Below are 19,422 nucleotides of genomic sequence, written 5' to 3'. Positions count from 1 at the left end.
ATAAAAAAAGCCCGGTGGCCAACCGGGCTTGAACCCTTCTGGGGGGAGGGGGTGAATCAGGCCGCGTCGAGGCCGGCGCGACGGGTCTGGGCCTTGATCAGGCGATCCATGGTGCGCAGCGAGCGGTCGCCGAGGGCGAGGGCGGAATCGACCCACACCTTGGTGATCTCCAGCAGTTCGTCGTAGCTGACGGCCTGGGCGATGCCACGCGCGGCGTTCATCGCCAGGTAGGACTGCGGAATCCGCTGCTGCTGGCGGATCAGATCTTCGACGGCGGCACGGCCTTCACCCTTCTTCACCAGCACGTCCACCACGCCCATTGCGTGCATTTCCTCGGCGCTGTAGACCCGGCCGTCGAGGATGATCTTCTCGGCCAGATGCGGTGACACCCGGCGGCACAGGAACGAATAGGCGCCCATGCCCGGGAACAGGCCGAACAGCACTTCCGGCAGGCCGAGACCACTGCCTTCCTCGGCAACGATGGTATGGCAGGCCAGTGCCATTTCCAGGCCACCGCCGAGGGCGTCGCCCTGGATCAGGGCGATCGAGCGCACATCGCCGCCGAACCCGGTATGCAGATGGTGTACACCCTCCACACAGCGCTGGGCGTAGGTCAGCAACAGGTCACGGTTGCCTTCGCGGATGAGGCGGGTGAACAGGTCCAGGTCACCGCCGAGGTTGTAGGCGACGGCATCGGACGCCAGTACGAAATGCCTCAGCTTCCCGCTGTGACGCTCGGCGGGGCCTTGGGTGATGGCGGCCATGTAGCTCCACATCTCATCGAGCATGTCCTTGCGGCAGCATGGCCGCACGCCGGTGCTGGCATCGGCGTGCATGAACAGCCAGTGGGCAGCGCCGTCGGCGCTGTCTTCGGTACGGATGGTGGTAAAACGCGAGCCGCTGGAAGGCAGCTTTTCAATGGTGCTCATGTAGGGGTCCTCGGCATGCGGCCCGCAGAATGAAGTGGGTGGCCGGCGGGCCGAACGGTCCACACACGCGGCGATGCTACACCGCCTCTGCGGCGGCGTATGCGAAAGGGCCCGGGACGTTTCCGTCCCGGGCCCGATACCCTTCAATCTGCCGTAAACCCTTACTGGGCGGGCGTATCGCGCAGTTCGCGACGGAGGATTTTGCCGACGTTGGTCTTCGGCAGCTCTTTTCGGAATTCTACGATTCTGGGGTGCTTGTAACCGGTCAGGTTCGCCCGGGCATGTTCCTTGACCATCTCGGCGGTCAGGTTCGGGTCCTTCTTCACGATCACGACCTTCACCACTTCACCGGACTTCTCGTCCGGCACGCCGACCGCGGCCACTTCCAGCACGCCCGGCATCATCGCGATGACGTCTTCGACTTCGTTCGGATAGACGTTGAAGCCGGACACCAGAATCATGTCCTTCTTGCGGTCGACGATGTAGAAGAAGCCCTGCGCATCCATCTTTGCCATGTCGCCGGTGTGCAGCCAGCCGTCGGCGTCGATGGCCTTGTCGGTTTCCTCCGGACGCTGCCAGTAGCCCTTCATCACCTGCGGGCCCTTGATGCACAGCTCGCCCACTTCACCCAGCGGCAGGATGTTGCCGTTGTCGTCCTTGATGCAGGCATCGGTGGACGGGATCGGCAGGCCGATCGAGCCGTTGTACTCGGTCAGGGTGAGCGGGTTGATGCAGGCCGCCGGCGAGGTCTCGGTGAGGCCATAGGCCTCGACCAGGGTCACGCCGGTGACCTTCTTCCAGCGCTCGGCCACGGCACGCTGCACCGCCATGCCGCCACCCAGGGTGACCTTCAGCGACGAGAAGTCGACCGTGTCGAAGCCGGGGGTGTTGAGCAGGCCGTTGAACAGCGTGTTGACACCAGTGATGGCGGTGAAGGGCACCGACCTGAGCTCCTTGACGAAGCCCTTCATGTCGCGCGGGTTGGTGATCAGGTGGTTGCAGCCACCGAACTTCATGAAGACCAGGCCGTTCGCCGTGAGTGCGAAGATGTGGTACAGCGGCAGGGCGGTGATGATCCACTCCTTGCCCATCTCGATGCCGGACGCACTGATCCAGGCCGAGGCCTGCTGCATGTTGGCGATCAGGTTGCGGTTGGTCAGCATCGCGCCCTTGGCCACGCCGGTGGTGCCACCGGTGTACTGCAGGAAGGCGATGTCGTCGTGGTCGATCTCGACCTTCGGGAGCGTGTGCCGGCTGCCCAGCTTGAGCGCCTGCCTGAAGCGGACGGCACCCTTCAGATGGTAGTTGGGCACCATCTTCTTGATGTACTTCAGCACGAAGTTGACGATCACGCCCTTGCCACCGAGCAGGTCGCCCAGGCCGGTGGTGATCACATGCTTGACCGGCGTATCGGCGATGACCTGTTCGACGGTGTCGCCGAAGTTGTCGACCACCACCAGCGCGGTCACGCCGGCATCGATCAGCTGATGCTTGAGCTCGCGCGCGGTGTACAGCGGGTTGACGTTGACCACGGTCAAGCCGGCACGCAGCACGCCGAAGGTGGCGACCGGGTACTGCAGGCAGTTGGGCATCATCAGGGCGACGCGGTCACCCTTCTTGAGCTTGAGCTCACCCAGCAGGTAGGCCGCGAACTGGTTGACCAGCGCATCGGTCTCACCATAGGTGAGTACCTTGCCGAAGCTGGAGTAGGCGGGACGGTCGCGGAATTTCGCGACGGAAGCGTCGAAGACCGAAGCTACCGAATGGAACTCGTTGACGTCGATCTCGGCGGGAACGCCTTTCGGATAGCTCTGCAGCCAGGGACGATCCAGACTCATATTCCCCCTCCAGGAATCGTGATGTATTAGGTTCCGGCCCTGAGCGTATCGACAATGGCCGGTCATTGCAGCATACCCCGCCGTAGGGAAAACGCGAAGAGGGGTCGCGGAGGCTGCAGTGGTAGGTGCCGACCTTGGTCGGCACAGGATTGCGAGGGGGCGCTGTGGAGGCGTGCCCACCAAGGTGGGCACCTACCGATTAGGGGTGTGCGTCTGCCGAAGGGCCGCTTGCGTCAGCCCTGCTTGCGTACCGGTGCGCCGTTGGCCTTGTAGTACGGCGCGGTGCTGCGGGCCAGCGGGGTGCGGCCGCGGATCACGTCGGCCAGCTTCTCGGCCATCATGATGGTCGGTGCGTTGAGGTTCCCGGTCACCACCTGCGGCATGATCGAGGCATCGACGATGCGCAGGCCTTCCAGCCCGTGCACGCGGCCCTGGCCGTCGACCACGGCCATCGGGTCATCGGCATGGCCCATCTTGTTCGAGCACGACGGGTGGTAGGCGGTCTCAGCGTGCTCGCGCACGAACGCATCGATCTGCGCATCGGTCTGCAGCGCGCTGCCCGGCGAGATTTCGCGGCCGCTGTACGGGGCCAGGGCCGGCTGCGCGAAGATCTCGCGGGTGATCCGGATCGCCGCACGGAACTCGCGCCAGTCCTGGTCGTGCGACATGTAGTTGAACAGGATGCTCGGATGTTCGCGCGGGTCCTTCGAACGCACGTGGATGCGGCCGCGACTGGGCGAGCGCATCGAGCCGACGTGCATCTGGAAGCTGTGCGCCTTGATCGGGTTGGAGCCGTTGTAATTGATCGCCACCGGCAGGAAGTGGTACTGCAGGTTCGGCCAGTCGAACTCGGCGTCGCTGCGGATGAAGCCACCGGCTTCGAACTGGTTGCTGGCGCCGATGCCGGTGCCCAGGAACAACCACTCGGCACCGATCGCCGGCTGGTTGTACAGCTTCAGTGCCGGCGCCAGCGACACCGGCTTCTTGCACTCGTATTGCAGGTACATCTCCAGGTGGTCCTGCAGGTTGGCGCCGACGCCAGGCAGGTGGTGCACCAGGTCGATGTCGAGGCTGCGCAGCAGGTCGGCCGGGCCGACGCCCGAGCGCTGCAGGATCTGCGGCGAGGCGATGGCGCCGCCACACAGCAGCACTTCGCGGCGCGCGGTGGCACGCTGCGGCTGGTCGTTGTGCAGCCACTGCACGCCCACCGCACGCTTGCCCGAGAACAGGATGCGGTCGGTCAGCGCGTGGGTGACGATGGTCAGGTTCGGGCGCGGCTTGGCCAGGTCCAGGTAACCACGGGCGGTGCTGGAACGACGGCCCTTCGGGGTCACCGTACGGTCCATCGGGCCGAAGCCTTCCTGCTGGTAGCCGTTGAGGTCGTCGGTGCGCGGGTAGCCGGCCTGCACGCCGGCTTCGACCATCGCAGCGAACAGTTCGTTGTTGCCGGCCTTCGGCGTGGTCACCCGCAGCGGGCCGTCGCCACCGTGGTAGTCGTTGGGGCCGATGTCACGGGTTTCCGCCTTGCGGAAGTACGGCAGGCAGTCCAGGTAGGTCCAGTCTTCCAGGCCGGGCATGCTGGCCCAGTTGTCGTAGTCCATCGCGTTGCCGCGGATGTAGCACATGCCGTTGATCAGCGACGAGCCGCCCAGGCCCTTGCCGCGGCCGCAGTCCATGCGGCGGTTGTTCATGAAGGGCTCGGGATCGGTCTTGTACGCCCAGTTGTAGCGCTTGCCCTGCAGCGGGAAGGCCAGTGCCGCCGGCATCTGGGTACGGAAGTCGAGCCGGTAGTCCGGGCCACCGGCTTCCAGCAACAGCACGCTGACATCGGCATCTTCGGTGAGGCGGGTGGCCAGCACGTTGCCGGCCGAACCGGCGCCGATGATGATGTAGTCGTACTCGTTATGGGTGCTCATGGGTGTCTCCTGCGGGCCGGGGCGCGCTGCGTGCAGGCGTCCCGGCGGAATGTCGGATCGGCGCGGTGGCCGGACGAAGGTGCGCGCTCGCGGCGCGCCGATCAGAACACGCTGGCGTAGTCGCCCAGTTCCACCTGCACCGACTTGATGCGGGTGTAGTGGCCGAGGGTGGAGATGCCGTTCTCACGGCCGACGCCGGATTCCTTGTAGCCGCCAACCGGCATTTCGGCCGGCGATTCGCCCCAGGTGTTGATCCAGCAGATGCCGGCTTCCAGGCGGTGGATGATGCGATGGGCGCGGCTGACGTCCTTGCTGACCACACCGGCGGCGAGGCCGAAGGTGGTGTCGTTGGCACGACGCACCACTTCGTCTTCGTCGTCGTAGGCGAGGATGCTCATCACCGGCCCGAAGATCTCTTCCTTGACGATGGTCATGTCATCGCGGCAGTCGGAGAACACGGTCGGCAGCACGTAGGCGCCATTGGCCAGCGCGCCTTCGGTGGCACGGCCGCCGCCGGTCAGCAGGCGAGCGCCTTCGGCCTTGCCGCTTTCGATGTAGCGCAGCACGTTTTCCATGTGCGGGAAGCTGGTCAGCGGACCGAAGTTGGTCTCGGCGGCCATCGGGTCGCCGATGCGGATGCGCTTGACGCGCTCGACCACAGCGGCTTCGAACGCGGCCAGCATGCTGCGCGGCACGAACACGCGGGTGCCGTTGGTGCAGACCTGGCCGGAGCTGAAGAAATTGGCCATCACCGCGATGTCGGCGGCGCGGTCGAGGTCGGCGTCATCGCAGATCACCAGCGGCGACTTGCCGCCCAGCTCCATGGTCACTTCCTTCAGCGACGAGGACGCGGCGCTGGCCATGACCTTCTTGCCGGTGGCGACGCCGCCGGTGAAGGAGATCTTCTCGATCACCGGGTGCTCGGTCAGCCACTGGCCGATCTCGCGGCCCGGGCCCTGCACGACGTTGAACACGCCGGCCGGCACACCGGCTTCGGTGTAGATCTCGGCCAGCCGGATCGCGGTCAGCGGGGTCACTTCGGACGGCTTGAACACCATCGCGTTGCCGGCGGCCAGGGCCGGGGCCGACTTCCACATGGCGATCTGGACCGGGTAGTTCCAGGCGCCGATGCCGGCGACCACGCCCAGCGGCTCGCGGCGGGTGTAGAAGAAGCTCGATTCACGCAACGGCAGCTGGATGCCTTCGATGGCGGTGGCCAGGCCGGCGTAGTACTCGACCACGTCGGCACCGGTGACGATGTCCACGGTGGTGGTTTCGGCCAGCGCCTTGCCGGTGTCCAGGGTTTCCAGGTGCGCCAGTTCGTCGTTGCGCTCGCGCAGGATTTCGACCGCGCGGCGCAGGATGCGCGAACGCTCCATGGCGGTCATCGCGGCCCACACCTTCTGGCCTTCGGCCGCGCTCTGCACGGCGCGTTCGACGTCGGCCTGGCTGGCGACCTGCACTTCAGCGATCACGTCGCCGGTGGCCGGGTTGACGGTCTTGAAGGTCTTGCCGCTGGTGGCGTCGACGCGCTGGCCGTGGATGTAGAGCTGTTGGACGGGCAGGGTGGTCATGGGGCGTACTCCTTGGAAGGGGGCGGGTGCTGAAGCGCTTATAGCGCGACAGCCTGCAACTGGAAGTCGATGTAGCCGTAAGCGATGCGCCGGGACTTCTCGGCGTTGAACTGGCCGCCGACCAGGCTGCCGCGCAGCCACAGGCCGTCGATCATCGCGGCCAGGCCACGGGCGGCCAGGCGGGCCTGCGGGTGGGGCAGCAGGCGGTTGAACTGGTGGCACAGGTTGGAGAACAGGCGCTGGTCGTTGGCGCGCTGCAGCCGGGCCAGTTCCGGCTGGTGCATGCTCGCAGCCCAGAAGGTGAGCCAGACGCGCATCGCGGTGCCGTTGATCTGGCTGTCGTCGAAGTTGCCGTCGACGATGGCGCGCAGTTGCTCGCGCGGGTCGTCGCCGGCGCCGGCGCGGTAGCGGGCCACTGCGTCCTTCAGTTCGCGCAGGATCTGCCGCATTGCAGCATTGAGCAGGCCGTCCTTGTCGCCGAAGTAGTGGGCGACGATGCCGCTGGACAGCCCTGCCTTCTTCGCGATGGTGGCGACGGTCGCATCGGCCATGCCGATCTCGTCGATGGTCTGGAAAGTGGCCCGGATCAGCTGTTCGCGCCGTACCGGTTCCACGCCTTTCTTCGGCATTGTCTCTCCACGGATTGCGACCCGAAGGATCGGGCTGCCCGCCATTATGCTTTTTATTGATTGAACGTTCAATCAATAAACCCTAGGATGCGCTCGCGCCCCACGCCATGGGCCCGGTTTACCGGTCCGGCCCCGCCCATGTGCTCCCTCGGACTTGATGAGACGACCCCATGTCTTCCCTGGCTCATCCCAAGCGTTCGCCCCTGCGCTTGAACCGTTTTGTCTTCTTCAGCTCCTCGGTGTCGATCGGCATCCTCGGGCTGCTTACCGTTCTCTATCCCGAAAGCAGCGAGCACTGGCTGCAGTGGGCGCAGGCCGAAGTCTCGGCGGCGTTCGGCTGGTGGTACATGCTGCTGATCGTGCTGTGCCTGGGCTTCGTGCTGTGGCTGGCGTTCTCGCCGTACGGCCGCATCCGCCTGGGCCACAACGAGGAATCACCGGCGTTCGGCTACGTGGCCTGGGTGTCGATGCTGTTCTCGGCCGGCATCGGCATCGCGCTGCTGTACTACGGCGCCTACGAGCCGCTGGACCATTTCCTCAATCCGCCCGGGCAGCCCGGCGGGACCGTGGCCGCCGGCCGCGAGGCGATGGTGCTGACCTTCCTGCACTGGGGCCTGCACGGCTGGGCGCTGTATGCGCTGGTCGGCGTGGCGCTGGGCTATTTCGCCTACCGCCGCGACCTGCCGCTGGCGCTGCGCTCGGCGCTGTACCCGATTTTCGGTGAGCGCATCCATGGCCGCATCGGCGACATGGTCGATGGCTTCGGCATCCTTGCCACGCTGATCTCGATGGTGACCAACCTCGGCATCGGCGCGCTGGTGGTGCAGTCCGGCCTGGTCTACCTGTTCCACATTCCGGATACGCCGCAGGTGCTGGTGGCGATCGTGCTGGTGATGATGGTGGTGGCCACCATCGGCGTGGTGGCGGGTGTGGAGAAGGGCATTGCCTGGCTCTCCAACCTCAACGTGCGCCTGCTGTGCGGCCTGCTGCTGTTCGTGCTGGTCACCGGCCCGACCCTGCACCTGTTCGATGGCCTGATCCAGAACACCGGCGATTATCTCGGCGCATTCGTGCGCAAGAGCTTCGACATGTACCTCAACGATCCGAAGGGCCGTGAGTGGATGGGCTCGTGGACGCTGTTCTACTGGGCGTGGTGGATCGCCTGGGCGCCGTTCGTCGGTCTTTTCGTGGCGCGCATCTCGCGTGGCCGCACCATCCGCGAAGTGATCATGGGCGTGCTGCTGATCCCGCTCGGCTTCACCCTGGCGTGGCTGTCGATCTTCGGCAACACGGCTATCGATCTGGTGCTCAATCACGGCCAGGCGATCCTGGGTGACGTGGCCCAGCATGATGCGGCGATGACGCTGTTCAAGCTGCTGGAGTACCTGCCCGCCGCGCCGTACGTGGCCGGTGCTGCGGTGGTGATCGGCTTCGTGCTGTTCCTGACCCCGGTCGATTCGGGCACGCTGATGATCGCCAACCTGTGCACCCGTCGCGTTGATGATGGCGTGGAAGACGGGCATGACGCGCCGATCTGGCTGCGCGTGTTCTGGGCGGCCGGCATCACCGTGGCCAGCGTCGGCCTGCTGCTGGCCGGCAACTTCAGTGCGATGCAGACCGCGGTGGTGCTGTGCGGCCTGCCGTTCTCGTTCACCCTGGCGTTCTACATGTGGGGCCTGCTGAAGGCCCTGCGCACCGACCCGGACGCACCGCGCCGCTGAGCGCTTCTGTAGAGCCGAGCCCATGCTCGGCTGCTGTTGGCGCAGAAGCAGCCGAAGGGAGCACCGCAAACGCAAAGGGCCGGATCCGCAAGGATCCGGCCCTTTCCTCAATCGGGCGCAGCCGCGCCGTTACTTGCTGGCCAGCTGGCGCAGCACGTACTGCAGCAGGCCGCCGTGGCGGAAGTACTCGACTTCCTTCGGGGTCAGCAGCATCACCGAGACCTCGAAGGTCTTCTTGGTGCCGTCGGCCTTGGTCGCGGTGACCGTGGCGCGCTTGCTGGCACCGTCCTGCAGGCCGGTGATGTCGATCACTTCCGAACCGTCCAGGCCCAGGCTCTGTGCGTTCTCGCCGTTGCGGAACTGCAGCGGCAGCACGCCCATGCCGACCAGGTTGGAGCGGTGGATGCGCTCGAAGCTCTCTGCGATGACCGCCTTCACCCCCAGCAGCAGGGTGCCCTTGGCCGCCCAGTCACGCGACGAGCCGGTGCCGTACTCCTTGCCGGCCAGCACCACCAGCGGCACCTTGTCGGCCTTGTACTTCATGGCCGCATCGTAGATCGCCAGCTTCTCCGGCTGGCCGCCGCCGGCCGGGTAGTACAGGGTGTTGCCGCCTTCCTCGCCACCGAACATCAGGTTCTTGATGCGGATGTTGGCGAAGGTGCCGCGGACCATCACGTCATCGTTGCCGCGGCGGCTGCCGTAGCTGTTGAAGTCGGCCGGCTGCACGCCGCGCTCCTGCAGGAAGCGGCCTGCCGGCGAGTCCTTCTTGATGTTGCCGGCCGGAGAGATGTGGTCGGTGGTGATCGAATCGCCGAACAGGCCCATCACGCGTGCGCCGTGCACGTCGTCGATGCTGCCGGTCTGCATGGTCATGCCATCGAAGTACGGCGGGTTCTTGATGTAGGTGGAGGCATCGCTCCACTCGTACAGGTTGCCGTCCGGCGAGGCGATGGTGTTCCAGCGGGTGTCACCCTTGAACACGTCGGCGTAGTTCTGCTTGAACATCTCCGGGCCGATGGTGGCGGCGATGACATCGCCGATTTCCTTGTTGCTCGGCCAGATGTCGCGCAGGAACACCGGCTGGCCATCGCTGCCGGTGCCCAGCGGCTGGGTGGTCAGGTCGATGTCGGTGGTGCCGGCGATGGCATAGGCCACCACCAGCGGCGGGCTGGCCAGGTAGTTCATCTTCACTTCGGGGTGCACGCGGCCCTCGAAGTTGCGGTTGCCGGACAGTACCGAGGTGACGACCAGGTCGCCGGTGGCGATGCCGGCGCTGACTTCGGTCGGCAGCGGGCCGGAGTTGCCGATGCAGGTGGTGCAGCCGTAGCCGACCACGAAGAAGCCGATCTTCTCCAGCTCCTTCAGTACACCGGCCTTTTCCAGGTAGTCGGTGACCACGCGCGAACCCGGCCCGAGCGAGGTCTTGACCCACGGCTGGCGGTTCAGGCCCTTGGCGGCCGCATTGCGGGCCAGCAGGCCGGCGCCGATCATCACCGCCGGGTTGGAGGTGTTGGTGCACGAGGTGATGGCGGCGATGACCACCGCGCCATCCTTCAGCCGTACCTTGCGGTTCTCGATCTCGATGTCGGCGAAGCCCTTGGCCAGCTGCTCGTTGCCGACCGCGGCGCCGCCGCCTTCGTTGACGAACGAGGAGACGTCGTCGCTGCGCTTGTCACGGTTGGCGGTCATGCCGACCAGGGCTTCGCGGTAGTTCTTCTGCACGTCTTCCAGCAGCACGCGGTCCTGCGGGCGCTTCGGGCCGGCCAGCGACGGCTTCACCGTGCCCATGTCCAGTTCCAGCGTGGTGCTGTACTGCGCATGCGGGCTGCCCGGTTCGTGCCACAGGCCCTGTGCCTTGGCATAGGCTTCGACCAGATCGATCTGCTCTTCGCTGCGGCCGGACAGGCGCAGGTAGTTCAGCGACTCGGCGTCGATCGGGAAGATGCCGCAGGTGGCGCCGTATTCCGGCGCCATGTTGCCGATGGTGGCACGGTCGGCCAGCGGCAGGTGCTGCAGGCCGTCACCGTAGAACTCGACGAACTTGCCGACCACGCCCAGCTTGCGCAGCATCTGGGTGACGGTCAGCACCAGGTCGGTGGCGGTGGCGCCTTCGGGAAGCTTGCCGGTCAGCTTGAAGCCGACCACCTGCGGGATCAGCATCGACGACGGCTGGCCAAGCATGGCCGCCTCCGCTTCGATGCCACCCACGCCCCAGCCCAGCACGCCGATGCCGTTGATCATGGTGGTGTGGCTGTCGGTACCGAACACGGTATCGGGGTAGGCGACCGCCTTGCCGTCCTTGTCCGCCGTCATCACCACGCGGGCCAGGTTCTCCAGGTTCACCTGGTGGACGATGCCGGTGTTCGGCGGCACCACCTTGAAGTTGTCGAAGGCCTTCTGGCCCCAGCGCAGGAAGCCGTAGCGTTCCTGGTTGCGCTGGAACTCGATCTTGCCGTTGAGGTCCAGCGCGTCCGGCTTGCCGAACACGTCGACCTGCACCGAGTGGTCGATGACCAGTTCGGAGGGAATCTGCGGGTTGATCTGCTCCGGCGAGCCGCCGAGCTTGACCACTGCGTCGCGCATCGCGGCCAGGTCGACCACGCAGGGCACGCCGGTGAAGTCCTGCAGGACCACGCGCGCCGGCATGAAGGCGATCTCGGTGTCCGGCTCGGCGGCCGGGTTCCAGCGGGCCACGGCTTCGATGTGGTCCTTGCCGACGGTGACGCCGCCGTCCTCGTGCCGGAGCAGGTTCTCCAGCAGGATCTTCATCGAGTAGGGCAGGTGGGAGATATCGAAGCGCTGGCCCAGCGTGGGCAGGCTGAAGTAGTCGTAGGTCTTGCCGCCGACATTCAGCTGGCTGCGGGTGGAGAACGAATCGCTCATGCGGGGTAACTCCTTCTTGCGGATGGCTTGCAGTGGCCCGCGCATGGGCGGACCTGCTTGCGGTCGCCGCGGGCCTGACGGCCCCGGTGGTCCCAGTATGAACCCCAGACTGAATGGATTCATCCGGGCCGGGTTCCGGCCTGCGGCATCGGTTCCAGACTACAGGGGAAGGTGTATGGCGTATGTCACGTTTGTGGCCGATCCTTTGCGAGGCAAGGGCTGGCGGGGTGCCGGTCCTGTTCAGGGTGGAAGTATGCCCGGGGAAGTATGTATAATTTGTGCATACTCTGGAGGGCCTACCGATGGAAGCCACTGTTGCAGAACGCGGACAGATCACCCTGCCCAAGGCGGTGCGTGATGCCCTCGGCCTGACCAAGGGCACGCTGCTGAAGGTCGAACTGGACGGCAGCCGCATCATCCTGCGCAAGAGTGTTGACGATGCCATTTCACGGGCGCGCGGCAAGTTCGCGCTGGACGGTTTCGAATCGTCCGACGCAGCGGTACGCGCGGTGCGTGACGAGGAATAAGCCGTGATGATCGCCGTCGACTCTCCGGTGCTGGTCGAGCTGCTCAGCAATGGTCCGCAGGCCGATGCCGTGGAAGCCATCCTCAGGCAGAGCCTGGTCGGTGGCCGCGTGGTGGTCTGCGGCGCGACCCTGGCCGAGGTCTGCGCATCGCTGCGTGGCGGTGCCGAGGTGCTGGAAGCGCTGGAAGAAATGGGCGTGCACTTCAATCCGATGGAAGCCAAGTCGGCGCTGCGTGCCGGCGAGATGCACCGTCGCCACCGCCAGCGCAGCGGCAGCCGCCGCAGCCTGGACGAATTCATGGTCGGCGCCCACGCACTGTTGCAGTGCGATGGCCTGATCACCTGGAACGACACGTTTTACCGCGACTACTTCAAGGGCCTGAAGCTGATCGTGCCGCAAGCCTGAGCCCACTTTGTTTTTTCAACCTACGCATTACCCGGGAGTTGTCATGTTGGAAGCCTACCGCCACCACGTCGCCGAGCGCGCTGCGCTTGGCATCCCGCCGCTGCCGCTGAGCGCGCAGCAGACGGCCGATGTCATCGAACTGCTGAAGAACCCGCCGCAGGGCGAGGCCGAGTTCCTGCTCGACCTGCTGACCCACCGCGTGCCGGCCGGCGTCGACGACGCGGCCAAGGTCAAGGCCTCGTACCTGGCGGCGATCGCCCTGGGCAGCGAGCAGAACCCGCTGATCAGCCGCGAGCGCGCCACCGAACTGCTGGGCACCATGCTCGGCGGCTACAACGTCGCTCCGCTGGTGCAGCTGCTGGACGATGCCAGCGTCGGCACCATCGCCGCCAACGGTCTGAAGAAGACTCTGCTGGTGTTCGATGCCTTCCACGATGTGCAGGAAAAGGCCAAGGCGGGCAACGCCAACGCCCAGGCCGTGCTGCAGAGCTGGGCCGACGCCGAGTGGTTCACCAGCAATCCGGAAGTGCCGCAGAGCCTGACCGTCACCGTGTTCAAGGTGCCGGGCGAAACCAACACCGACGACCTGTCGCCGGCGCCGGACGCGACCACCCGCCCGGACATCCCGATGCACGCCCTGGCGATGCTGAAGAACAAGCGCGACGACGCGCCGTTCACCCCGGAAGAAGACGGCAAGCGCGGCCCGATCCAGCAGATCCTGTCGCTGAAGGACAAGGGTCACCTGGTCGCCTACGTCGGCGACGTGGTCGGCACCGGTTCCTCGCGCAAGTCGGCCACCAACAGCGTGCTGTGGTGGACCGGCGATGACATTCCGTTCATCCCGAACAAGCGCGCCGGTGGCGTCTGCCTGGGTTCGAAGATCGCCCCGATCTTCTACAACACCATGGAAGATGCCGGCGCACTGCCGATCGAGCTGGACGTGTCGAAGATGGAGCACGGCGATGTGGTCGAGCTGCGTCCGTACGAAGGCAAGGCGCTGAAGAACGGTGAAGTGATCGCCGAGTTCCAGGTCAAGTCCGAAGTGCTGTTCGACGAAGTGCGCGCCGGTGGCCGCATTCCGCTGATCATCGGCCGTGGCCTGACCGGCAAGGCGCGCGAAGCGCTGGGCCTGGCCCCGACCGACCTGTTCCGCCTGCCGGTGCAGCCGGTCGATACCGGCAAGGGCTTCTCGCTGGCGCAGAAGATGGTCGGCCGCGCCTGTGGCCTGCCGGAAGGCCAGGGCATGCGCCCGGGCACCTACTGCGAACCGAAGATGACCTCGGTCGGCTCGCAGGACACCACCGGCCCGATGACCCGCGACGAGCTGAAGGACCTGGCCTGCCTGGGCTTCTCGGCCGACCTGGTGATGCAGTCGTTCTGCCACACCGCCGCCTACCCGAAGCCGGTGGACGTGAAGACCCACCATACCCTGCCGGAGTTCATCTCCACCCGTGGCGGCGTCTCGCTGCGCCCGGGCGACGGCGTGATCCACAGCTGGCTCAACCGCATGCTGCTGCCGGACACCGTCGGCACCGGTGGTGACTCGCACACCCGTTTCCCGGTGGGCATTTCGTTCCCGGCCGGTTCGGGCCTGGTTGCCTTCGCCGCTGCCACCGGCGTGATGCCGCTGGACATGCCGGAGTCGGTGCTGGTGCGCTTCAAGGGCAAGATGCAGCCGGGCGTGACCCTGCGTGACCTGGTCAACGCGATCCCGCTGTACGCGATCAAGTCGGGCCTGCTGACCGTGGCCAAGGCTGGCAAGAAGAACATCTTCTCCGGCCGCATCCTGGAAATCGAAGGCCTGCCGGAACTGAAGGTCGAACAGGCGTTCGAACTGTCCGACGCTTCGGCCGAGCGTTCGGCGGCCGGTTGCTCGGTGCGCCTGAACAAGGAGCCGATCATCGAGTACCTCAACAGCAACATCACCCTGCTGAAGTGGATGATTGCCGAGGGTTACCAGGACCCGCGTTCGCTGCAGCGCCGTATCGAGAAGATGGAAGCGTGGCTGGCCAACCCGGAGCTGCTGGAGCCGGATGCCGACGCCGAGTACGCCGCTGTCATCGAGATCGACCTGGCCGACATCCACGAGCCGATCGTGGCCTGCCCGAACGACCCGGACGACGTGAAGACCCTGTCCGAAGTGGCCGGCGCCAAGATCGACGAAGTATTCATCGGTTCGTGCATGACCAACATCGGTCACTTCCGTGCGGCTGCCAAGCTGCTGGAAGGCAAGCGTGACCTGCCGACCCGCCTGTGGGTGGCCCCGCCGACCAAGATGGATGCTTCGGAGCTGACCAAGGAAGGCGTGTACGGCACCTTCGGCGCCACCGGCGCACGCATGGAAATGCCGGGCTGCTCGCTGTGCATGGGCAACCAGGCGCAGATCCGTGAAGGTTCCACCGCGATGTCGACCTCGACCCGCAACTTCCCGAACCGCCTGGGCCGCAACACCAACGTGTACTTGGGTTCGGCGGAACTGGCGGCGATCTGCTCGCGCCTGGGCCGTATCCCGACCAAGGAGGAGTACATGGCGGACATCGGCGTGATCAACGCCAATGGTGCGGAGATCTACCGCTACATGAACTTCGACCAGATCGAGGAATACCAGGACGTGGCCAAGACGGTCGCTGCCTGATGCGGTAACGCCGGCCGCTGGCCGGCACGCCGTTGAAACGAAGAACCCCCGGTGAGCGCCGGGGGTTTTTTGTTGGGTGAGACGTGTAGAGCCGAACCCCTGCCAGGCGGCTGTTTCCCTTGCCTGCGCGTCAGCAGGACGGTGCCAGCGAGAGTGAGCGCTGCAGCCAGGCATCGAGCTGGACGCTGACGAAGGTCGGATTCTCCAACGTGGAGATGTGGCCGGCGTCAGGTATCGATTGCAGGCGGCAGCCGATCCTTTCCGCCATCTGCCGCGCCTCGGTGAGGGGGCGCGGCAGATCCAGTTCGCCGCTCAGGATCAGTGTTGTTTCCGGGTCCAGATCCTTCAATGCCGACAATCGATCCGGGCGGCCGAAAATCAGGCGGCCGAGCGGCACTACCGCATTCAACAGGCGCTCGCGGGGCCAGGACAGCAGCCGTTGCCGGAACAGCAACCGGATCGGATCGTCGGTGGCGATGCCCGGGCGGAAGAACAGTGGCACGATCTGTTCGGCCATCGCTTCGGGGATGCAGCCCAGCTGTTCGATCAGGTCGAGCATGCCGAAATAGCGCTGCCGTGACGCCTCCGGTTCCGCACCGAGGTAGGTGTCCATCAGGATCATCGAGCGGACCTGTTCGGGGCGCTGCAGTGCCAGTTCCGCTGCCCACATGCCGCCCACCGAGAGCCCGGCCACCGCGTACTGCCGGATGTCCAACGCATCCAGCAAACGGCCGACTTCGCGTGCGAGGCACGCCGGTGTGGTGAGGGCGGCTGACAGGGGCAGATCGTTGTCGTGTCCGGGCAGTTCCGGAATGATCAGGCGGTAGCGTCGCGACAGCAGCTGGATCTGGGGCGCCCACATGCTGCGGCCCCAGAGATAGCTGCCGCCAAGGACGATGGGAAAGCCGGTGCCGATATCGTGATGAGTGAGAAGGGGCAAGGGGAGGCTCCATGGAAGGGAGTCTCACGCTGCGGCGGGTGGGGGATGCACGTCCAATGTGGCAGATCGACGAGGTTCCCCCCCGGGTGCAAACGAGGTGATTGCGTCATGCATGTGCGTAAGCAGCACTAGTGAAATGCCAGTGTCCGACGGTATTGCCAGATCGAACGGGTTGAATGCGACGTCTGGTCGGTGTGTTTGGCCTGATGCTGAGCCGAGCATGGGCTATGCCGGGCGTCCTTGCCCGGCCCCCTGCGGGCCGTCGCAAGCGACGTTGGCAACGGCTCCTGCCGTTGCCTTCGGCTCTACAGCTCCCCATCAACCGCGCGCCAGCGCCAGCAAGCGTTCGGCAATCCGTTCCAGCGGCACCTGCTCCTCGGCGGCGCCGAGCTTGAACGCTGCACCCGGCATGCCCCAGACCACACTGGTGGCCTCGTCCTGCACCAGTGTGGGTGCGCCGGCCTGGCGCATCTCCAGCAGGCCGCGTGCGCCGTCATCGCCCATCCCGGTGAGGATGGCGCCGATGGCGTTGCCGCCGGCGTTCTGCGCGACCGAGCGGAACAGCACGTCCACCGCGGGCTTGTGCCGGTTCACCGCCGGGCCATCGTCGACGCGGCAGCGCCAGCGCGCACCGTCGCGGATGATCCGCAGGTGCTTGCCGCCGGGTGGCAGGTAGGCATGGCCAGGCAGCACTGCTTCGCCATCGCTGGCCTCGCGCACGGCCATCGCCGAGTGCCGGTCCAGGCGTTCGGCGAAGGCACTGCTGAAGCTGGCCGGCAAGTGCTGGGTCATCACCACGGCCGGGCCGTCGGCGGGCATGCCTTCCAGCACCACACGCAGCGCTTCGGTGCCACCGGCCGATGAGCCGATTGCGATCAGCCGGTCGGTGGTGCGGAACTGCGGTGCAGCTGGCCGCATTGCAGGAGCTGCTTCGAGCAGGAGTTTCGGAGCGGCCGCACGCACCAGCGGGCGCACCCGTGAGCGCGCCGCCATCTTGACCTTGGCGATGATCTCGTCGGCGTAGCCCTGCAGGCCGCGCGCCACGTCCAGCTTCGGCTTGGAGACGAAGTCGACCGCACCCAGCGCCAGCGCCTGTAGGGTGGTGTCGGCGCCGCGTTCGGTCAGCGAGGAGATCATCACCACCGGCAGCGGGTGCAGGCGCATCAGGTTTTCCAGGAACGCCAGCCCGTCCATGCGCGGCATTTCCACGTCCAGGGTGATCACGTCCGGGGCCAGGCGCTTGATCTTCTCGCGTGCCAGCAGCGGGTCGGCGGCGGTGCCGACCACGTCGATGGACGGATCGCTGGACAGGATCTCGGTGAGCATCTGGCGCACGACGGCGGAGTCGTCGACGATCAGGACCCGGCAGGGGGCGTTGCCGGTCAGGGTCATTCGAACAGCTCCACGCCACCGGTGACCGGGGCCTTGGACAGGCGTGCACGCACGGCCGATTCGGTCGCAGCCACTTCGGCTTCATGGGCATGCGGCAGACGCTGCACCACCACGCGGCCGGTATCGGCGAAGAACCAGATCTTGCGCGGATGGATGCCGCACAGGTCCTCGGCGATGATCGGAATGTGCTCGGCCTGCAGGTACTGGCGCACGAACTCGGCGTTGCGGGTGCCGACCGGGTTGCTGGTGAAGCCCTTCAGGACGTTGGCGCCACCGAACACCTTGGCTTCGATGCGTTTGCGGTGCGCGCCGCGCTTGAGCATGTCGTTGATCAGCAGTTCCATCGCGTAGCTGCCGTAACGCGCGGGCGCGCCATCGCCGGCGTTGCCCTCGGGCAACAGGAAATGGTTCATGCCGCCGATCTTCAGCACCGGGTCGCGCAGGCAGGCCGCCACGCAGGAGCCCAGCGTGGTGGTCAGCGCAGTGGTGTCATCGACCACCAGGTACTGGGTCGGCAGCAGCTTGGCCGCAATGGTCTTGAAGCGCGCGTCCTGGTAACGCATCACATCATCGGTGCGCAGCGATGCGTTCATGCGCCTGCCTTTGCCGCACGGCGGTACAGGGTGCGTCCGCAGGGCTGGATCAGGTCGGCGGCGTGCAGGTAGTTCTCCGAGTGGCCGGTATACAACAGGCCGTCGTCGGCCAGGTGCTGTACCAGACGGCCGAGGATCGCGCGCTGGGTCGGCTTGTCGAAGTAGATCATCACGTTGCGGCAGAACAGTGCGTCGAACGGGCCGCCGACGTCATAGCGGGGGGCAAGCAGGTTCAACGGGCGGAACTCGATCAGCTCGCGCAGCGCCGGCAGCACACGGCACTGGCCCTCGTTGGGGCCGCTGCCACGCTGGAAGTAGCGACGGCGCAGGTCCGGATCGAGGCTGGTGACGCGGTCGATGTTGTAGACGCCACGGCCGGCGGTGGCCAGCACCTGGGTATCGACGTCGGTGGCGATGATGCGTACCGGTGGCTTCAGGGTGCCGAAGGCTTCGCAGGCAGTGATCGCCATCGAGTAGGGCTCTTCGCCGGTGGAGGCGGCGCACGACCACAGCAGCAGCGGTGTGCGGCTGGAGCGCTGCTGCAGCTCCTCGCGCAGCTTGTCGAAGTGGTGCGGCTCGCGGAAGAACGAGGTCAGGTTGGTGGTCAGCGCGTTGGTGAACGCCTGCCACTCGTCACCGTCTTCCTGCTCCAGATGGTCCAGATACTGCTGGAAGCTGCGCATGCCCAGCGTGCGCAGGCGGCGCGACAGGCGGCCATAGACCATGTCGCGCTTGGCCGGCGCGAGGGCGATACCCACGCGCTGGTAGATCAGGTCGCACACGCGGCGGAAATCACGGTCGGCGAACTCGAATTCGCGCGGGCCGGTGACGATGGGAGTAGGACTTTGCACGGGGGACGTGTCCATCGGCAGAGGCGGCGGCCGAAGCCGCCGCGGGTGGGTCTCAGAATTCCTGCCAGTCGCTTTCGCTGGCGACGAAGGTGCTGGCGTTGCTGCTGCGGCGAACCGGGGTGGGCGTGCTGGTCGGCTGCGGACGCGCCACGGTGGTGACGCGGGCCGGCTCGACGCGCGCGGCCACGGCCTTCACTGCGGCCGAGACCTGGTTGTCGAGGCGGAAAATCGCTACGGCATCAGCCAGCTGTGCGGCCTGGTCTTCCATTGCACGTGCAGCGGCGGTGGCTTCTTCCACCAGCGCCGCATTCTGCTGGGTGGTTTCGTCCATCTGCACCACGGTCTGGTTGACCTGCTCGATGCCGGCCGACTGTTCCTGCGAGGCGGCGGAGATCTCGGCCATGATGTCGGTGACGCGCTGCACCGAGGCGACGATCTCGCCCATGGTGCTGCCGGCCTGGTGCACCAGGCTGGAGCCTTCGGCGACCTTGCCGACCGAATCATCGATCAGGCCCTTGATCTCTTTGGCGGCCGCAGCCGAGCGCTGGGCGAGGGTACGCACTTCGCTGGCGACCACGGCGAAGCCGCG

The 19,422-nt window shown here is 66.1% G+C and carries 15 protein-coding genes; 4 read left to right on the top strand and 11 right to left on the bottom strand.

Annotation, left to right across the window (positions count from 1 at the left end; genetic code table 11):
• Nucleotides 1–56 precede the first annotated feature (56 nt).
• The 5 genes from N5D91_RS20710 to betI form a co-directional block, all read right to left on the bottom strand.
• Nucleotides 57–929: a crotonase/enoyl-CoA hydratase family protein gene (locus tag N5D91_RS20710; RefSeq protein WP_110712188.1), complete on the bottom strand. Its 873-nt coding sequence runs from the start codon at nucleotides 927–929 to the stop codon at nucleotides 57–59.
• Nucleotides 930–1,090: 161 nt separating this feature from the next.
• Nucleotides 1,091–2,767, bottom strand: a complete 1,677-nt coding sequence (locus tag N5D91_RS20705; RefSeq protein WP_153854881.1) for a long-chain fatty acid--CoA ligase — start codon at nucleotides 2,765–2,767, stop codon at nucleotides 1,091–1,093.
• A 233-nt stretch (nucleotides 2,768–3,000) separates the two neighbouring features.
• A complete protein-coding gene (gene betA / locus N5D91_RS20700) occupies nucleotides 3,001–4,683 on the bottom strand; it encodes a choline dehydrogenase (RefSeq protein WP_049429885.1) in 1,683 nt (560 codons plus the stop codon).
• 101 nt (nucleotides 4,684–4,784) lie between these two features.
• The gene (betB, locus tag N5D91_RS20695) at nucleotides 4,785–6,257 is read right to left on the bottom strand and encodes a betaine-aldehyde dehydrogenase (protein ID WP_110712190.1); all 1,473 of its coding nucleotides are present in this window, start codon (nucleotides 6,255–6,257) and stop codon (nucleotides 4,785–4,787) included.
• Nucleotides 6,258–6,295: 38 nt separating this feature from the next.
• Nucleotides 6,296–6,886 (bottom strand): transcriptional regulator BetI, encoded by a 591-nt coding sequence (gene betI, locus N5D91_RS20690; RefSeq protein WP_110712191.1) that lies wholly within the window; start codon nucleotides 6,884–6,886, stop codon nucleotides 6,296–6,298.
• 170 nt (nucleotides 6,887–7,056) lie between these two features.
• Between betI and N5D91_RS20685 the strand changes: the two genes are divergently transcribed.
• Nucleotides 7,057–8,607, top strand: a complete 1,551-nt coding sequence (locus N5D91_RS20685; RefSeq protein WP_032129837.1) for a BCCT family transporter — start codon at nucleotides 7,057–7,059, stop codon at nucleotides 8,605–8,607.
• Nucleotides 8,608–8,736: 129 nt separating this feature from the next.
• Here the strand turns inward: N5D91_RS20685 and acnA are convergent, their stop codons facing one another.
• Entirely contained in the window at nucleotides 8,737–11,490 is a 2,754-nt protein-coding gene (gene acnA / locus N5D91_RS20680) for an aconitate hydratase AcnA (protein WP_153854880.1), read from the bottom strand.
• Nucleotides 11,491–11,792: 302 nt separating this feature from the next.
• Between acnA and N5D91_RS20675 the strand changes: the two genes are divergently transcribed.
• Genes N5D91_RS20675 through acnB form a run of 3 tightly spaced genes read left to right on the top strand, consistent with a single transcriptional unit; the run spans nucleotide 11,793 to nucleotide 15,057 of the window.
• The gene (locus N5D91_RS20675) at nucleotides 11,793–12,017 is read left to right on the top strand and encodes an AbrB/MazE/SpoVT family DNA-binding domain-containing protein (protein WP_005409505.1); all 225 of its coding nucleotides are present in this window, start codon (nucleotides 11,793–11,795) and stop codon (nucleotides 12,015–12,017) included.
• A 6-nt stretch (nucleotides 12,018–12,023) separates the two neighbouring features.
• A complete protein-coding gene (locus N5D91_RS20670) occupies nucleotides 12,024–12,422 on the top strand; it encodes a type II toxin-antitoxin system VapC family toxin (protein WP_008267153.1) in 399 nt (132 codons plus the stop codon).
• Nucleotides 12,423–12,465: 43 nt separating this feature from the next.
• Entirely contained in the window at nucleotides 12,466–15,057 is a 2,592-nt protein-coding gene (gene acnB / locus N5D91_RS20665; protein ID WP_049424625.1) for a bifunctional aconitate hydratase 2/2-methylisocitrate dehydratase, read from the top strand.
• Nucleotides 15,058–15,187: 130 nt separating this feature from the next.
• On the opposite strand, the gene N5D91_RS20660 is transcribed toward acnB, so the two are convergent.
• The 5 genes from N5D91_RS20660 to N5D91_RS20640 form a co-directional block, all read right to left on the bottom strand.
• Nucleotides 15,188–15,997, bottom strand: a complete 810-nt coding sequence (locus tag N5D91_RS20660) for an alpha/beta fold hydrolase (RefSeq protein ID WP_180847595.1) — start codon at nucleotides 15,995–15,997, stop codon at nucleotides 15,188–15,190.
• 318 nt (nucleotides 15,998–16,315) lie between these two features.
• Nucleotides 16,316–17,389, bottom strand: coding sequence for a chemotaxis response regulator protein-glutamate methylesterase (locus N5D91_RS20655; RefSeq protein ID WP_153854877.1), 1,074 nt, complete (start codon nucleotides 17,387–17,389; stop codon nucleotides 16,316–16,318).
• Nucleotides 17,386–17,982 carry a chemoreceptor glutamine deamidase CheD gene (gene cheD / locus N5D91_RS20650; RefSeq protein ID WP_008264676.1) on the bottom strand — a complete coding sequence of 199 codons (597 nt, stop codon included), beginning with the start codon at nucleotides 17,980–17,982 and terminating at the stop codon, nucleotides 17,386–17,388. The genes N5D91_RS20655 and cheD overlap by 4 nt, the downstream gene beginning before the upstream one ends.
• On the bottom strand, nucleotides 17,979–18,848 hold the full coding sequence (locus N5D91_RS20645) for a CheR family methyltransferase (RefSeq protein ID WP_014037084.1): 870 nt from the start codon (nucleotides 18,846–18,848) through the stop codon (nucleotides 17,979–17,981). Before N5D91_RS20645 ends, cheD begins: the two co-directional genes overlap by 4 nt.
• A 37-nt stretch (nucleotides 18,849–18,885) precedes the next feature.
• The coding region (locus N5D91_RS20640) for a methyl-accepting chemotaxis protein (RefSeq protein WP_279922737.1) at nucleotides 18,886–19,422 on the bottom strand (537 nt) is incomplete at its 5' end.

Source organism: Stenotrophomonas sp. GD03794 (genome assembly GCF_029842145.1).
GTDB classification, from domain to species: domain Bacteria; phylum Pseudomonadota; class Gammaproteobacteria; order Xanthomonadales; family Xanthomonadaceae; genus Stenotrophomonas; species Stenotrophomonas riyadhensis.
This window is presented reverse-complemented; position numbering and strand designations above follow the sequence as displayed.

Bases quoted from the DNA above. Each gene is read 5' to 3' on its own strand.
- N5D91_RS20710 (WP_110712188.1), bottom strand. From the start codon at position 929: ATGAGCACCATTGAAAAGCTGCCTTCCAGCGGCTCGCGTTTTACCACC.
- N5D91_RS20705 (WP_153854881.1), bottom strand. From the start codon at position 2,767: ATGAGTCTGGATCGTCCCTGGCTGCAGAGCTATCCGAAAGGCGTTCCC.
- betA (WP_049429885.1), bottom strand. From the start codon at position 4,683: ATGAGCACCCATAACGAGTACGACTACATCATCATCGGCGCCGGTTCG.
- betB (WP_110712190.1), bottom strand. From the start codon at position 6,257: ATGACCACCCTGCCCGTCCAACAGCTCTACATCCACGGCCAGCGCGTC.
- betI (WP_110712191.1), bottom strand. From the start codon at position 6,886: ATGCCGAAGAAAGGCGTGGAACCGGTACGGCGCGAACAGCTGATCCGG.
- N5D91_RS20685 (WP_032129837.1), top strand. From the start codon at position 7,057: ATGTCTTCCCTGGCTCATCCCAAGCGTTCGCCCCTGCGCTTGAACCGT.
- acnA (WP_153854880.1), bottom strand. From the start codon at position 11,490: ATGAGCGATTCGTTCTCCACCCGCAGCCAGCTGAATGTCGGCGGCAAG.
- N5D91_RS20675 (WP_005409505.1), top strand. From the start codon at position 11,793: ATGGAAGCCACTGTTGCAGAACGCGGACAGATCACCCTGCCCAAGGCG.
- N5D91_RS20670 (WP_008267153.1), top strand. From the start codon at position 12,024: ATGATCGCCGTCGACTCTCCGGTGCTGGTCGAGCTGCTCAGCAATGGT.
- acnB (WP_049424625.1), top strand. From the start codon at position 12,466: ATGTTGGAAGCCTACCGCCACCACGTCGCCGAGCGCGCTGCGCTTGGC.
- N5D91_RS20655 (WP_153854877.1), bottom strand. From the start codon at position 17,389: ATGACCCTGACCGGCAACGCCCCCTGCCGGGTCCTGATCGTCGACGAC.
- cheD (WP_008264676.1), bottom strand. From the start codon at position 17,982: ATGAACGCATCGCTGCGCACCGATGATGTGATGCGTTACCAGGACGCG.
- N5D91_RS20645 (WP_014037084.1), bottom strand. From the start codon at position 18,848: ATGGACACGTCCCCCGTGCAAAGTCCTACTCCCATCGTCACCGGCCCG.